The sequence below is a fragment of the Serratia sp. AKBS12 genome (assembly GCF_024793895.1).
Taxonomy (GTDB): Bacteria; Pseudomonadota; Gammaproteobacteria; order Enterobacterales; family Enterobacteriaceae; genus Serratia_F.
The window spans coordinates 229,001-243,774 of sequence record NZ_JANUSB010000015.1 but is presented as its reverse complement, the minus strand read 5'-3'; the positions used below and the strand labels follow the sequence as shown (position 1 = coordinate 243,774).

The 14,774-nt window shown below is 56.8% G+C and carries 14 protein-coding genes; 5 read left to right on the top strand and 9 right to left on the bottom strand.

Annotated features, from left to right (window positions below):
• Positions 1-7 precede the first annotated feature (7 nt).
• The 3 genes from NYE85_RS11035 to zipA all read right to left on the bottom strand — a co-directional run bounded on the left by NYE85_RS11035 (position 8) and on the right by zipA (position 3,328).
• The gene (locus tag NYE85_RS11035; protein WP_039992624.1) at positions 8-223 is read right to left on the bottom strand and encodes a DUF3820 family protein; all 216 of its coding nucleotides are present in this window, start codon (positions 221-223) and stop codon (positions 8-10) included.
• Entirely contained in the window at positions 223-2,244 is a 2,022-nt protein-coding gene (ligA, locus tag NYE85_RS11030) for an NAD-dependent DNA ligase LigA (RefSeq protein ID WP_259004779.1), read from the bottom strand. Before ligA ends, NYE85_RS11035 begins: the two co-directional genes overlap by 1 nt.
• Before the next feature lie 76 nt (positions 2,245-2,320).
• Positions 2,321-3,328: a cell division protein ZipA gene (gene zipA / locus NYE85_RS11025; RefSeq protein WP_259004778.1), complete on the bottom strand. Its 1,008-nt coding sequence runs from the start codon at positions 3,326-3,328 to the stop codon at positions 2,321-2,323.
• 221 nt (positions 3,329-3,549) lie between these two features.
• Between zipA and cysZ the strand changes: the two genes are divergently transcribed.
• From cysZ to crr, 5 genes are all read left to right on the top strand, one after another.
• On the top strand, positions 3,550-4,311 hold the full coding sequence (gene cysZ / locus NYE85_RS11020; protein WP_259004777.1) for a sulfate transporter CysZ: 762 nt from the start codon (positions 3,550-3,552) through the stop codon (positions 4,309-4,311).
• A 173-nt stretch (positions 4,312-4,484) separates the two neighbouring features.
• Complete coding sequence (gene cysK, locus NYE85_RS11015) at positions 4,485-5,453, top strand: cysteine synthase A (RefSeq protein ID WP_259004776.1); 969 nt, start codon at positions 4,485-4,487, stop codon at positions 5,451-5,453.
• A gap of 399 nt (positions 5,454-5,852) precedes the next feature.
• Positions 5,853-6,110 (top strand): phosphocarrier protein Hpr, encoded by a 258-nt coding sequence (gene ptsH / locus NYE85_RS11010; protein ID WP_004960145.1) that lies wholly within the window; start codon positions 5,853-5,855, stop codon positions 6,108-6,110.
• 46 nt (positions 6,111-6,156) lie between these two features.
• Entirely contained in the window at positions 6,157-7,884 is a 1,728-nt protein-coding gene (gene ptsI, locus NYE85_RS11005; protein ID WP_259004775.1) for a phosphoenolpyruvate-protein phosphotransferase PtsI, read from the top strand.
• A 49-nt stretch (positions 7,885-7,933) separates the two neighbouring features.
• On the top strand, positions 7,934-8,443 hold the full coding sequence (crr, locus tag NYE85_RS11000; RefSeq protein ID WP_259004774.1) for a PTS glucose transporter subunit IIA: 510 nt from the start codon (positions 7,934-7,936) through the stop codon (positions 8,441-8,443).
• Between the two features lie 312 nt (positions 8,444-8,755).
• Here crr and NYE85_RS10995 read toward each other — a convergent pair whose 3' ends face one another.
• The 6 genes from NYE85_RS10995 to cysT all read right to left on the bottom strand — a co-directional run bounded on the left by NYE85_RS10995 (position 8,756) and on the right by cysT (position 14,773).
• Positions 8,756-10,072 (bottom strand): ATP-binding protein, encoded by a 1,317-nt coding sequence (locus NYE85_RS10995; RefSeq protein WP_259006305.1) that lies wholly within the window; start codon positions 10,070-10,072, stop codon positions 8,756-8,758.
• A gap of 5 nt (positions 10,073-10,077) precedes the next feature.
• Positions 10,078-10,758: a response regulator transcription factor gene (locus NYE85_RS10990; RefSeq protein WP_259004773.1), complete on the bottom strand. Its 681-nt coding sequence runs from the start codon at positions 10,756-10,758 to the stop codon at positions 10,078-10,080.
• 254 nt (positions 10,759-11,012) lie between these two features.
• The gene (gene cysM / locus NYE85_RS10985; protein WP_259004772.1) at positions 11,013-11,894 is read right to left on the bottom strand and encodes a cysteine synthase CysM; all 882 of its coding nucleotides are present in this window, start codon (positions 11,892-11,894) and stop codon (positions 11,013-11,015) included.
• A 92-nt stretch (positions 11,895-11,986) separates the two neighbouring features.
• A complete protein-coding gene (cysA, locus tag NYE85_RS10980) occupies positions 11,987-13,075 on the bottom strand; it encodes a sulfate/thiosulfate ABC transporter ATP-binding protein CysA (RefSeq protein ID WP_259004771.1) in 1,089 nt (362 codons plus the stop codon).
• Positions 13,065-13,940, bottom strand: coding sequence for a sulfate/thiosulfate ABC transporter permease CysW (cysW, locus tag NYE85_RS10975; protein ID WP_259004770.1), 876 nt, complete (start codon positions 13,938-13,940; stop codon positions 13,065-13,067). Before cysW ends, cysA begins: the two co-directional genes overlap by 11 nt.
• Positions 13,940-14,773 (bottom strand): sulfate/thiosulfate ABC transporter permease CysT, encoded by an 834-nt coding sequence (cysT, locus tag NYE85_RS10970; protein ID WP_259006304.1) that lies wholly within the window; start codon positions 14,771-14,773, stop codon positions 13,940-13,942. The genes cysW and cysT overlap by 1 nt, the downstream gene beginning before the upstream one ends.
• Position 14,774 lies beyond the last annotated feature (1 nt).

The window sequence follows — 14,774 nt, the reverse complement described above, 5'->3', positions numbered from 1 at the left end:
GCCGCGCTCAGCTGCGCTTTAGCGGCTTGACCAGCGAATCCAACCCTTCGATTTTAATCGCCAGCGTCATTTCCATCAGCATTCCCAATTTGCCATTGGGGAATTCGCCCTTACGGGCGAACCACAGCAGATATTCTTCCGGCAAGTCGATCAGCACCCGGCCCTGGTATTTGCCAAACGGCATCACGGTGTTGGCAATTTCGATCAGGTTTTCCTTTTCCATCATTGTCCCAGCAGGCGGATCATTTCCGCCTCATCGATCACCGCAATGCCCAGCTCTTGTGCCTTTACCAGTTTGGAACCGGCGGCTTCGCCGGCGATCACCAGGTCGGTCTTCTTCGATACGCTGCCGCTGACTTTTGCCCCCAGCGCCGTCAGGCGATCTTTGGCCTCATCGCGCGACAGCTGGCTCAGGGAACCGGTCAGCACCACGGTCTTGCCGGCAAACGGGCTGTCGATCTCCTCGGCGGCCACCACCACCGGCGCCGGCCAGTGAATACCGATATCTTCGCCGATCAGTTCGTCAATCACCTGCTGATTCAGCTCTTCGGCGAAGAAGTTCACCACATGCCTGGCGACCACTTCCCCCACGTCCGGCACCTTTTTCAGCGCCTCGACGTCCGCTGCGCGCAGCCTGTCCAGCGAACCGAAATGCGCCGCCAGGTTGGCGGCGGTGGACTCGCCCACTTCGCGGATGCCCAGCGCATACAAGAAGCGGGCAAAGGTCGTCTGCTTGGCCTTTTGCAACGCATTGGCCAGATTCTGCGCCGACTTCGGCCCCATCCGATCCAGTCCGGTCAACATGCCGGCGGTCAGACGGAACAGGCCCGCAGGATTTTTGACGTACTCCTTTTCTACCAGCTGTTCGATGATCTTGTCGCCCATGCCGTCGACGTCCATCGCCCGGCGCGAAACAAAATGCTTCAATGCCTCTTTGCGCTGGGCGCCGCAGATCAGGCCGCCGGTGCAGCGTGCTACCGCTTCGCCTTCCACCCGTTCGACGTCGGAACCACATACCGGGCAGTGCAATGGAAATACCACTTCGCGTGCCTCTGGCGGGCGGCGATCCTCCACCACCCCAACCACCTGCGGGATCACATCGCCGGCGCGACGCACGATTACCGTGTCGCCAATCCGCAGGCCAAGACGCTCAATCTCGTCGGCGTTATGCAAGGTGGCATTGCTGACGGTTACGCCAGCCACCAGCACCGGTTCCAGTCGTGCTACCGGGGTAATTGCCCCGGTACGGCCGACCTGAAACTCCACTTCCCGTACCACGGTGATTTGCTCTTGCGCCGGGAATTTGAAGGCGGTAGCCCAACGCGGCGCGCGTGCTACAAAGCCCAAACGCTCCTGCAGATCGATGTCGTCGATTTTCACCACCACGCCGTCGATATCAAACCCAAGCTGGCCGCGGTCCTGTTCCACCTGACGGTAGAAATCCAGTACCTGGTCACTACCGGTACATAACCGGACGCGGTCGCTGACCGGTAACCCCCAGGCTTTGAACTGTATCAGTCGTTGGTAATGGCTGCGCGGCAGTTCGCCTCCTTCCAGCAGACCGACGCCGTAACAGAAGAAGGTCAGTGGGCGTTTCGCCGTAATGCGCGGATCGAGCTGACGCAGTGAGCCGGCGGCGGCATTGCGCGGATTGGCGAATACCTTGCCATCCTTGCGGCGCGCTTCGTCGTTCATTTTTTCAAACCCGGCCTGCGGCATAAACACTTCACCGCGCACTTCAACGCGGCGCGGGATGTTGTCGCCGGTCAGGCGCAGTGGAATGGCGCGGATAGTGCGCACGTTGGAGGTGATGTTTTCACCGGTGGTGCCGTCGCCGCGCGTAGCCGCACGCACCAGTTCACCCTCCTCGTACAACAGACTGACCGCCAGGCCATCCAGCTTCAGTTCACAGCAAAAAGTCAGCGGTTCGCTGCTTTTCACCCGATCTTGCACCCGCTTGTAAAACGCCAGGTAGCTGTCCTCGTCAAACACGTTGTCCAATGACAGCATCGGCACTTCATGTCGTACCTGGTCGAACGCCGTCAGTGGCGCTGCCCCTACCCGCTGAGTGGGTGAATCGGCGGTGATCAGCTCCGGGTGCGCTTCTTCGAGTTCACGCAGTTCACGCATCAGACGATCGTATTCGGCATCCGGAATTTCAGGCGCGTCGAGCACATGATAGAGATATTCATGATGGCGCAGTGAGGTACGCAGTTGATTGATTCTTTTGTTGTTTGGTTCCATGGCTCACCATCAAAGAGAAAAACCCCCGGCAAGCGGGGGTCTTGAGAGACTATTCGTTCAGCGCTACCGATTACCGTCAGGCGTTGTTTTCCAACACTTCACGAATGCGCGCTTTATAGGTTTCCAGCTTTTGCGGGGTCATCATACGACGCTCGTCGTCCAGCACCACACCGCCCACGTCGTCGGCAATACGCTGAGCCGATTGCAGCATCAGTTTGAAGTTCTGATTAGCGTCGCCATAGGACGGCACCATCATGAACATCGACACGCCAGGGGTGGAGAAATCGGACATGGAATCAGGATCGAACGACCCTGGTTTGACCATGTTCGCCAGACTGAACAGCACCGGGCCACTGCCCGCAGGACTGATATGGCGATGGAAAATACCCATTTCACCAAACTGGAAGCCCGCTTGCAGCACGCTTTGCAGCAGGACTTCGCCGCCAATCACGCCACCCTGGTGCGCCGCAACATGCAATACCAATACGGTTTCCTTCAACCTGGCCGGTTCGGCGGCAGCAGGCTGCACAGGCTCGGCTGGCTGAGATTCCGGCGTAGTCTGCGGCTGGGGCGCCGGTTCCGCATGCTGGAACGTTGATTCTGCATGCTGGAACGTCGGTTCTACCGGCGGCAGATCGTCAACGCGCGGTTCACGACGCGGCGCAGTCTGTGGCTGTGGCTGCTCCTCTTCCCGATCCTGCGCGTAGTTGTCCAACAGGATGTCATCATAGTCCGGACGCTGGGACAGCGGCGGCGGCTGATGAGCAGCCGGTTGAACGACTCGTGGCGCGGGTTCGACTGCCGGAGCAGGCTTTGGCGCAACCACGGGTTCTTCGCGAGCGGCATCAAGATGACCAAACGACGGTTCGTCCTGCGGGTGAGCGGAGCGCACACGCACTTCTCCCACGCCTTCATCGAGATCGTCGATCGGGGTTGGTTCACGTTCTTTTTTAGAACGTTTGGCTGGGCGATCGCGGAAAAGCGAAGAGCGTTCTTTACGGCTGGTCCAAAGACCATGTAATAACAACGCTATTATGGCGATCGCGCCAACAACGATTAATATCAGACGCAAATCCTGCATCATTGCTATCTCTGTTGTTCCAATACATTGCCACCGCGGCAAACATTCACTCTTTAACTCTATTTGCCCAGGCAGACAAGTGCAAGTCCGTGCTGAACTTTATGGCAATAAAGATGATTATACTGCCTTTTTTTGTTGTTTTTTCAGCCAACAGCACGCTAGCCAGCAGAAAATCATCCCGATATGATAACGATGCCTGTTCTGACAAAGAGATAACTTAAGATATGTCCTATTCGCAGCAAACTTCTCGACCCACCAGCGGCGTGCATTATTTTGCCGAAGGGTGGCGACTGATTTCGCGCCCGGGGATCAAGCGTTACGTGGTATTGCCGTTGTTGGTAAACGTGTTATTGATGGGGTCGGCCTTTTGGTGGCTGTTCAGCAAGCTCGGCGACTGGATCCCGCTGATGATGGGGTACGTACCGGACTGGCTGCAGTGGCTCAGCTACATCCTGTGGCCAATCACCGTTATTTCCGTGGTGCTGGTGGCCGGTTACCTGTTCAGCACCCTCACCAACCTGATCGCGGCGCCGTTTTGCGGCCTGCTGGCCGAGCAACTGGAGGGCAGCCTGACCGGCAAACCGCTGCCGGACACCGGCATTTTCGGCGTGGTCAAAGACGTACCGCGCATCATGGCACGCGAATGGCGCAAACTGGCCTATTACCTGCCACGGGCTTTGGTGCTGTTTCTGCTGTATTTTGTGCCCGGCTTCGGCCAGACCATCGCGCCAGTGCTGTGGTTCCTGTTCAGCGCCTGGATGTTGGCGATTCAATATTGCGACTACCCTTTCGACAACCACAAGGTCAGCTTTGCCGAGATGCGACGCGCGCTGCGTCAGCACAAAACCCATAATCTGCAATTCGGGGCGCTGGTCAGCCTGTTTACCATGATACCGATCCTCAACCTGGTGATTTTGCCAGTGGCGGTGTGCGGTGCGACCGCCATGTGGGTCGATCGTTATCGCAGCCAGTTTGTCGCGCATTGATGCGCTGGCTTCCCCGCATGGTTCGACAGGGCGCGCATTTTGCGCCCTTGTCGTTGTGCTTAAAACTTATTTCCTAATAACATATAGATATACCAATTCCTTACTTCCCTGCCGGGGCCGTTAGCGTATGCTTTCGATGTTCCCTACATTTTCATAGAGTTAAAGGACGGGCTATGAGCAAGATATATGAAGACAACTCATTAACAATCGGCCATACGCCGCTGGTTCGTCTGAATCGAATCGGCAACGGACGTATTCTCGCCAAGGTTGAATCACGCAACCCAAGCTTCAGCGTCAAATGCCGTATCGGTGCCAATATGATTTGGGACGCAGAAAAACGCGGCATCCTCACCGCAGGTAAGGAACTGGTTGAACCGACCAGCGGTAACACCGGCATCGCGTTAGCCTACGTGGCGGCAGCTCGCGGTTACAAGCTGACGCTGACCATGCCGGAAACCATGAGCATCGAGCGGCGCAAGCTGCTGAAAGCGCTGGGCGCCAACCTGGTACTGACCGAAGGTGCCAAAGGCATGAAGGGCGCCATCGCCAAGGCGGAAGAAATCGTCGCTACCGATCCGAATCGCTATATTATCCTGCAGCAGTTCAGCAACCCGTCCAACCCGGAAATCCACGAAAAAACCACCGGCCCGGAAATCTGGGAAGACACCGATGGTGACGTTGACGTGTTTGTCTCCGGCGTCGGTACCGGCGGTACGCTGACCGGCGTCAGCCGTTACATCAAGAAAACCAAGGGCAAGGCGATCGTCAGCGTGGCGGTTGAGCCTACCGATTCGCCGGTTATCACCCAGGCATTGGCCGGTGAAGAACTAAAGCCGGGTCCGCACAAGATTCAAGGCATCGGCGCAGGCTTTATACCCGGCAACCTGGATCTGGAACTGGTCGACCGCGTGGTGCAAATCACTAACGACGAAGCCATCAGCATGGCGCGCCGCCTGATGGAAGAAGAAGGCATTCTGGCCGGTATCTCCTCCGGTGCCGCGGTCGAAGCGGCGGTCAAGCTGTCGCAGGAACCCGACTTTACCGACAAAACGATCGTGGTTATCCTGCCTTCTTCCGGTGAACGCTATTTAAGTACAGCCCTGTTTGCAGATCTGTTCACAGAACAGGAACTGCAACAGTAATCTCAGGCAGTGCACAAAAAGCTAAAAAAGCACCTTGCGAGGTGCTTTTTTGTGGTCTGGATCAAAGTTTATAGCAGTGAAAGATTGATTTTAGCGGCTGGCTTTAGTATTTAACCGGACAATTATTTCGATGCGCAAAATTAATCGCCCTCCACCCCTTGTTTGAGCTGAATCGATTTACTGATTTGTCGCTCAGACATAAAACACGGCATAATGGAGAGCTGATTGAAACGACGCCATTTGGCTACGTTTTTTTGATCTGAAATGGCTAAAACGTCGTTTTCTGTTGCATCAATGCTCGCCCCTGTACCATAGTCAGGCGCTAACCAGACAAGCTAAAGTGCCGCCGGTAGGCTAAACTTTAGCTCCACAACAATCCAATAAGTTGGGGAAACATCAATGTTCCAGCAAGAAGTTACTATTACCGCTCCGAATGGTCTGCACACTCGCCCTGCCGCGCAGTTCGTTAAAGAAGCCAAAGGCTTCGCGTCTGAAATCACCGTGACCTCTAACGGCAAAAGCGCCAGCGCCAAAAGCCTGTTTAAGCTGCAAACTCTGGGGCTGACCCAAGGGACCGTAGTAACCATTTCTGCTGAAGGTGAAGACGAGCAGAAAGCCGTTGAGCACTTGGTTAAACTGATGGCAGAGCTTGAGTAATCGGCCCGTCTTTTTAGTTAACACCAGTCAAGAGTAAGGTAGGGTTATGATTTCAGGCATTTTAGTATCACCGGGTATCGCTTTTGGTAAGGCTCTCCTACTGAAAGAAGATGAGATTGTCATCAACCGGAAGAAAATCTCTGCAGACCTTGTAGAGCAGGAAGTCTCGCGTTTTCTGGAAGGTCGCGCCAAAGCGTCCGAGCAACTGGAAGCGATCAAAACCAAAGCAGGCGAAACCTTCGGCGAAGAGAAAGAAGCGATCTTCGAAGGCCACATCATGCTGCTGGAAGACGAAGAGCTTGAGCAGGAAATCATAGCCCTCATCAAAGACGATCTGGCATCCGCAGACGCCGCAGCCTACACCGTGATTGAAGGTCAGGCCAAGGCGCTGGAAGAGCTGGACGACGAATACCTGAAAGAGCGTGCGGCCGACGTACGCGACATCGGCAAGCGCCTGCTGCAAAACATTCTGGGCCTGGCCATCGTCGATTTGAGCTCGATCCAGGACGAAGTGATCCTGGTCGCCTCCGATCTGACACCTTCCGAGACCGCACAGCTGAACCTCGACAAGGTGCTGGGCTTTATCACCGACCTCGGCGGCCGGACTTCCCACACCTCGATCATGGCGCGTTCGCTTGAACTGCCGGCCATCGTTGGCACTAGCGACGTGACCAAACAGGTGAAAAACGACGACTACCTGATTCTGGACGCGGTTAACAACAAGATTTACGTTAACCCGACCGCTGACGTTATCGATCAACTGAAAGCCGCCCAGAACCAGTACATCACCGAGAAAAACGATCTGGCCAAACTGAAAGACCTGCCGGCGATCACCCTCGACGGGCATCAGGTTGAAGTCTGCGCCAACATCGGCACCGTGCGCGACGTCGCAGGCGCCGAACGCAACGGCGCAGAAGGCGTTGGTCTGTACCGTACCGAATTCCTGTTCATGGACCGCGAGTCGCTGCCAACCGAAGATGAGCAGTTCCAGGCTTACAAGGCGGTGGCCGAGGCCATGGGCTCTCAGGCGGTTATCGTTCGTACCATGGACATTGGCGGCGACAAGGATCTGCCGTACATGAATCTGCCGAAGGAAGAAAACCCGTTCCTCGGCTGGCGTGCCATCCGCATCGCGATGGATCGCCGTGAAATTCTCCATGCTCAGCTGCGCGCCATCCTGCGTGCCTCAGCCTTCGGCAAACTGCGTATCATGTTCCCGATGATCATTTCGGTAGAAGAAGTGCGCGATCTGAAAGGCGAACTGGAAACCCTGAAGGCCCAGCTGCGTGAAGAAGGCAAGGCGTTTGACGAAACAATCGAAGTGGGCGTGATGGTGGAAACACCGGCTGCGGCAGTCATTGCTCACCACCTGGCAAAAGAAGTCGACTTCTTTAGTATTGGGACAAACGATCTAACCCAGTATACTCTGGCGGTAGATCGCGGCAACGAGCTGATTTCTCATCTCTATAACCCGATGTCCCCATCAGTACTTGGCCTGATTAAACAGGTTATTGATGCATCTCACGCAGAAGGCAAGTGGACCGGCATGTGCGGTGAACTGGCTGGCGATGAACGTGCTACACTGTTGTTATTGGGCATGGGGCTGGATGAGTTCAGCATGAGTGCGATTTCAATCCCACGCATCAAGAAAATTATTCGCAACACCAATTTCGAAGATGTGAAGGCGTTGGCAGCGCAGGCCTTGGCTCAGCCAACGGCACAAGATCTGATGAACTGCGTTAATAAGTTCATCGAAGAGAAAACGCTCTGCTAAACTTCCACGACACTGGAACGCCGCCCAATTTAATGCTTAGGAGAAGATCATGGGTTTGTTCGATAAACTGAAATCTCTGGTTTCTGATGACAAGAAAGACACGGGCACCATCGAAATCGTTGCCCCGATTTCTGGCGAAATCGTCAATATCGAAGATGTACCTGACGTAGTGTTCGCTGAAAAAATCGTTGGCGACGGTATTGCCATCAAACCTGCCGGCAACAAAATGGTTGCCCCGGTTGACGGTACTATCGGTAAAATTTTCGAAACCAACCATGCTTTCTCGATCGAATCCGACAGCGGCATCGAGCTGTTCGTCCACTTCGGTATCGATACGGTTGAACTGAAAGGCGAAGGCTTCAAGCGTATCGCCGAAGAAGGCCAGCGCGTCAAGAAAGGCGATGTGGTCATCGAATTCAATCTGCCACTACTGGAAGAAAAGGCCAAGTCTACCCTGACGCCGGTCGTTATCTCCAACATGGACGAGATCAAAGAGCTGATCAAACTGTCCGGCAGCGTTACCGTCGGTGAAACACCGATCATTCGCATCAAGAAGTAATGCGGAAGTCACGCTAACGAGCAAAAACGGCGCCAATCGGCGCCGTTTCTTTATCCTTTTCGTCTGCCACACTGCACGCTGTTAGCCGTGCGCCCCCTCCACGCCACGTGCTGCCTGTACGCGCCGAGGATTGCGCGTTGTCCATGTTAAAACTGCCAAGGCCGATACCGCCTATTGCCCTACTGGGAATACCCAACGCATTTCGCATTGCAGCTAGGGGGCAAGCGGCGGGATCCCCAGAAGCTTACTCAGGTAAGTGGCTGGGGTGAGCACGAGCAGCCAACAACGCTGCGGTTCGAAAGGCGAAGGGGATTATTGCCAACGCGGGATACGCAGGGTAATCACCAATCCCCCCTGCTCACCGTTACGCGCCTCAACCTGGCCACCGTGTGCCAGCACCACTTTTCGCGTGATCGCCAGCCCCAGCCCGTAGCCCTTGCCGGACAGCGGGGATTTCACCCGCACGAACGGATCGAAAATGCTGGACAGTTTTGACGCTTCCACCCCCGGCCCCCGATCGCTGACCACAATCTGGAACTGATGGTCGATAGGCGTCAAACTGACCGTCACGCGCTGACCGGCGCTGGAAAAACGCAGCGCGTTGCGCACGATATTGTCCACCGCGCGACGCATCAGCTCGGCATTACCCTTTACCGTATATTCCAGCTCGCTATTGGCCTGCAACGCAATCTCGACGCCGGGCACCTGCGCTTCATAACGTGCATCATTCACTACCGCCTCCACCAGTCCGTACAGATCGAAGTACTCTTCGTCCGGCAAGGCGTTATTTTCCGCCCGCGACAGCGCCAGCAGCTCGCCAATCATTTTATCCAGCCGCCCCGCCTCGTGCTCGATGCGCTGCAGCGAATTTTCAACGTTATTCGAATTCTGCCGAGCCAGGCCTATCGCCAGTTGCAAACGCGCCAGCGGTGAACGCAGTTCGTGGGAAACATCGTGTAGCAGCTGCTCGCGTGCACTGACCAGCAGGTCGAGCCGTTCAGCCATGGTATCGAAGTCACGCGCAACCTCCGACAGCTCATCATGCCGGCGGCGCATGGTCGGAAACAGGCGAATGGACAGATCGCCCTGTGCCACGCGGTCGAAGCCAGCGCGTAGCTGACGCATCGGCCGCGTCAGGTTCCACGCCAGCAGCGCGCTGAACAGCAATCCCCCCAACCCGCCAATCCACAGCATCGGTGCCGGAATGTGGAAAATATGCCAACGCCGGTCCATGCGGTACTGCGCACGTAACCCCTCGACGTCATAGGTCAGCACATACCCCTGCCCACCGGCGCCCTGCACCCATTCGACAATTTTATTCGGCATGCGGCCCGGGCCAGGTGCAGCGTGCGATTGGCCGCTCGGCGGCGTGGCGGCAGGCGTGACCGTCATAAAGCGTCGGTCTTCGTCCGGCCAGTTTTCGCTCATCGCGTCCAATGCCTCAATGCCACCATTGCGCAGCAGGCTGGCTGCCGAAGTGATTTGCATGTTAACCAGCCGCCGCGCCAGGGTATTTTCCGGCGGCTCGCGATTGCCGTAGAGGGCAAATGACACCCACAGCGCCTGCATCATGAAGATGAAAATCAGCCAATAGCCGAGCAGAATCTTCCAGAATAGCCTGCCACGCATTACCATCAGCGGATCCGATAGCCGATGCTGCGCACCGTTTCGATACTGAGCGTATTACCCGGCAGCGCAGCCAGCTTTTGGCGGATATTGCTGATATGCACGTCTACGCTGCGATCGTAGGCCTCACGTGGACGACCCAGGCCTTTTTCCGACAGTTCGTCCTTCGACACCACCCGTTCCGGCGCGCGCAGCAGCAGCTCCAGCAGATTGAATTCAGAGGCGGTAAGATCGAACCCCTGACCCTGCCATTCGCTGCTGCGGGTCGACGGGTTGAGGGTCAGGTCACCGAGCACCAGCGCGGCACCGTTATCAACCTCTGCCGGCCGCTCTTCAAAACGGCGCAGCACCGCGCGCAAACGCGCCACCAGCTCACGCGGATAGCACGGTTTTGGCACATAATCGTCGGCGCCCATTTCCAGGCCAATCACCCGGTCAATGTTGTCGCCCTTGGCGGTCAGCATGATGATCGGCAGGCGGCTTTTTTTACGCACATCGCGCAACACGTCGATGCCGCTCATATCCGGCAGCATGATATCCAGGATCATCGCGGTATATTCGCCAGACAGCGCGCCTGCTACCCCGGCTTTGCCGGTCAGCACCAGCGAGGCATTGAACCCTTCCGCGGTCAGGTATTCACTTAGCATAGTGCCAAGCTCAAGATCGTCATCGACCAATAAAATCTTCATTTATCTTATCGCCCCTTCAGGTATTTGCCCCATTTTCCCGCCTATTTGGCCATTTCGCAGCCGGTTTTACTCAATCCTTACAGTTGCGCCGTCGGACTCGGGCGGGGTAGCGCAACGGACAGATTCAGCACCAACACGCGTTAGCGCAGCGGCTGATGATTAATCGAGACGGGTTACTGGAGATAATAGACGGATTTCCCGGCGCAATGCAGCGCCAGGAGGGGGAAATGGCAAATAAGGTGCCGTGAGACGGCTTAGTTGAATACGCCAGTCGACAGATAGCGATCGCCGCGATCGCAGATGATTGCCACGATCACGCTCCCAGGGTTGGCGGCGGCAATGCGCAACGCCCCGGAAACCGCACCACCGGAACTGACGCCGCAGAAAATGCCTTCACGCTGCGCCAACTGGCGCATGGTGTCCTCAGCCTCGTTCTGGCTGATATCCAGCACCTGATCGACCAGCTCCGGGCGGTAGATCCCCGGCAGATAGGCCGGCGACCAGCGCCGAATACCAGGAATACTGCTGCCTTCCGCCGGTTGCAGGCCAATGATTTGTATCTGCGGATCCTGGCTCTTCAGGTAGCCACCGACGCCGGTGATGGTGCCGGTAGTCCCCATACTGGAGACGAAATGCGTAACGCGCTGTTCACTCTGCCGCCAGATTTCCGGCCCGGTAGTGGTAAAGTGCGCATACGGATTATCCAGGTTATTGAACTGATCCAGCACCTTGCCCTGCCCCTGTTGTTGCATGGCCAGCGCCAGATCGCGCGCCCCCTCCATACCCTGCTCGCGGCTGACCAGGATCAGCTCGGCACCGTAGGCGCGCATCGCCGCCTGACGCTCCTGGCTCATGTTTTCCGGCATCAGCAGCTTCAGCGTATAGCCTTTCATGGCGGCGATCATCGCCAGCGCAATGCCGGTGTTGCCGCTGGTCGCTTCAATCAGCGTGTCACCCGGTGCTATCTCGCCGCGTAACTCTGCCTGTTCGATCATCGCCAGCGCAGCGCGATCCTTGACCGAGCCGGCCGGATTGTTGCCTTCCAGCTTCAGCCAGATTTCGCAGTCTAGCCCGGCAGCCAGGCGTTGCAGTTTTACCAGTGGGGTATTGCCGATGTAATGTTCCAGCGTTGTCACGATCGTTGCCTGTGTGTTGGTGTGCGTTGCGTAATGTAAAAAGGCAACCCGTGGGTTGCCTCAAGATAATATTTATTGGCTGCTAAAAATTATCAGGCGCTTTTGGCTAATGCAACAGGCTGAAGCAGATGATCGCCAGCATACAGACGCGCATTCAGGCTACCGACATAGTAACGACCGCCGCGCACCGGGGGTTCGTTGCCTTCTGCCAGCACCACGGTAATCGGATCCTGATGCCAGCCAATCGGCTGTACCGTCAATTGCCAGTAGTGGCCACGCGGGCTGACCTCCAACACCTGCACCGGCAGCGGGCAACGGGTGCTGCTTTCGCTGCCGACTTCCATTTCCCACGGACGCAAGAACAGATCGACACTGCCCTGATGCATCGGCTGGAACGCCAACGGCCACTGGTGTGCGCCAACAAACAGCTGCGAACCACGGATCTCGCCATTCAGGCGGTTGACCTCGCCCATAAATTCCAGCACAAAGCGGCTGGCCGGTTCGCGCATGATCTGTTCCGGCGAACCAACCTGTTCGATATTACCCTGGCTCATTACCACGATGCGGTCGGCGACTTCCATCGCCTCTTCCTGATCGTGCGTCACGAACACGCTGGTGAACTTCAACTCTTCATGCAACTGACGTAGCCAGCGGCGCAGTTCTTTGCGTACCTGCGCGTCCAGCGCGCCGAACGGTTCGTCCAACAATAAAATCTGCGGCTCTACAGCCAACGCCCGCGCCAACGCCACGCGTTGCTTCTGGCCACCGGACAGCTGCGACGGATAGCGATTGGCCAGATGTGCCAACTGCACCATTTCCAGCAGTTGTTCCACTTTTTGCCTGATTGCCGCTGCATTTGGCCGCTCGCGGCGCGGCAGCACCGTCAGACCAAAGGCGATGTTGTCGAATACCGTCATATGACGGAACAGCGCATAATGCTGGAAGACAAAACCTACGCGACGATCGCGGGCATGTACCCGGCTGACGTCTGTGCCGTGGAAGCCCAGCGTACCGCCGCTCTGACTTTCCAGCCCGGCGATAATGCGCAGTAGCGTGGTTTTTCCGGAGCCGGACGGCCCCAGCAGCGCCACCATCTCACCGGAAGGGATATCGAGCGAGATGTCGTTCAGTACCTTGGTACGCCCGAAATATTTATTGATATTGTTAATCTCAATGCTCATGATTTTCCTCCCGCTCGAGACGTGCGTTCTGTCGTTCCAGACGCCATTGCAGAGCGCTTTTCAAAAATAGGGTCACTATCGCCATGATGGTCAACAGCGCGGCGGCGGTGAAGGAGCCGACGGTGTTGTAATCCTGTTGCAGCAATTCCACCTGTAACGGCAGGCTGTAGGTTTCGCCGCGAATCGAACCGGATACCACCGACACCGCGCCAAATTCGCCGATGGCGCGAGCGTTGGTCAAAACTACGCCGTACAGCAGCGCCCAGCGAATATTCGGCAGCGTCACCCGGCGGAACATCTGCCAGCCGGAAGCGCCAAGCAGGATCGCCGCTTCGTCCTCCTGGCTGCCCTGGCTAAGCATCATTGGCACCAGCTCGCGCACCACAAACGGACAGGTCACGAACACCGTCACCAGCACCATGCCGGGCCAGGAAAACATCAGTTGAATATTGTGCGCATCCAGCCAGCCACCCAGCAGGCCATTACTGCCGTAAAACAGCAGATAAATCAGCCCCGCCACCACCGGCGACACGGCAAACGGAATATCGATCAGCGTCAATAACAGCTGGCGACCCGGGAAGGTAAAGCGCGTTACCAGCCAGGCCAGCAAGGTGCCAAAAATCAGATTCACCGGCACGGTAATCAGCGCAATCAATACCGTCAGCCAAATGGCGTGCAGCATGTCCGGCTCAACCAGATTGCGCCACATTTCGCCAAAGCCCTCGGAAAAGGCATTGGCAAAAATGGAAATCATCGGGATCACCAACAGCAGCAGCGAGAACAGCGCGCCGATGGCGATCAGTGTCCACTTGCCCCAGTTCACCCGCGGACGCTCAACGCCGTTGAAGGCAGGGATGTCAGCCATTAGTGCCCTCCAATGCGTTTGCCAAAGCGGCTTTGCAAGGTATTGATGCTAAACAGCAACAACAGCGACGCCGCCAGAATAACCGAGGCAATCGCGCTCGCCGCCGGGTAATCGAACTCTTGCAGCCGGACGAAAATCATCAGCGAGGTCACTTCGGTTTTCCACGCGATATTGCCGGCAATGAAGATCACCGCACCGAACTCCCCCAGACTGCGGGTAAAGGAAATCGCGGTACCGGCCAACAGCGCCGGCGCCACTTCCGGCAACACCACACGGCGAAAACTCTGCCAACGGGTTGCGCCAAGGGTTTCGGCCGCCTCTTCATATTCTGGCCCCAATTCCTCAAGCACCGGCTGCACGGTGCGCACCACGAACGGCAAGCTGGTGAAGGCCATGGCAACGGCAATACCAAGCCAGGTAAACGTCACCTTGATATCAAAATGTGCCAGCCACTGACCGTACCAGCCGGTGGTTGAAAACAGCCCGGCCAACGTCAGGCCGGCCACCGCCGTCGGCAAGGCGAATGGCAGGTCAATCAGACCGTCCAGCAGCGTGCGGCCAGGGAAACGGTAGCGGGTCAGGATCCAGGCCATCAGCATGCCGAACACCGCGTTAAATACGCTGGCGACGCCTGCCGCCAGCAGTGTGACCTTATACGCCGCCACTACCTGCGGGTTGGAGATCACCTCCCAATATTGCGCCAGACTCATTTGCGCCAGTTGCATCACCAGCGCGCTCAGTGGCAGCAGCAGGATCAGACAGGTATAAAACAGGCTGCTTCCCAGGCTCAAACCAAATCCGGGCAGAACCCGTTTACTGGACAACGACGACAAC

What these genes read in the sequence shown, in the direction of transcription:
- NYE85_RS11035 (WP_039992624.1), bottom strand. Translation starts at nt 223, where the DNA reads ATGGAAAAGGAAAACCTGATCGAAATTGCCAACACCGTGATGCCGTTT.
- ligA (WP_259004779.1), bottom strand. Translation starts at nt 2,244, where the DNA reads ATGGAACCAAACAACAAAAGAATCAATCAACTGCGTACCTCACTGCGC.
- cysZ (WP_259004777.1), top strand. Translation starts at nt 3,550, where the DNA reads ATGTCCTATTCGCAGCAAACTTCTCGACCCACCAGCGGCGTGCATTAT.
- NYE85_RS10995 (WP_259006305.1), bottom strand. Translation starts at nt 10,072, where the DNA reads ATGCGTGGCAGGCTATTCTGGAAGATTCTGCTCGGCTATTGGCTGATT.
- ptsH (WP_004960145.1), top strand. Translation starts at nt 5,853, where the DNA reads ATGTTCCAGCAAGAAGTTACTATTACCGCTCCGAATGGTCTGCACACT.
- cysK (WP_259004776.1), top strand. Translation starts at nt 4,485, where the DNA reads ATGAGCAAGATATATGAAGACAACTCATTAACAATCGGCCATACGCCG.
- ptsI (WP_259004775.1), top strand. Translation starts at nt 6,157, where the DNA reads ATGATTTCAGGCATTTTAGTATCACCGGGTATCGCTTTTGGTAAGGCT.
- cysW (WP_259004770.1), bottom strand. Translation starts at nt 13,940, where the DNA reads ATGGCTGACATCCCTGCCTTCAACGGCGTTGAGCGTCCGCGGGTGAAC.
- crr (WP_259004774.1), top strand. Translation starts at nt 7,934, where the DNA reads ATGGGTTTGTTCGATAAACTGAAATCTCTGGTTTCTGATGACAAGAAA.
- zipA (WP_259004778.1), bottom strand. Translation starts at nt 3,328, where the DNA reads ATGATGCAGGATTTGCGTCTGATATTAATCGTTGTTGGCGCGATCGCC.
- cysA (WP_259004771.1), bottom strand. Translation starts at nt 13,075, where the DNA reads ATGAGCATTGAGATTAACAATATCAATAAATATTTCGGGCGTACCAAG.
- NYE85_RS10990 (WP_259004773.1), bottom strand. Translation starts at nt 10,758, where the DNA reads ATGAAGATTTTATTGGTCGATGACGATCTTGAGCTTGGCACTATGCTA.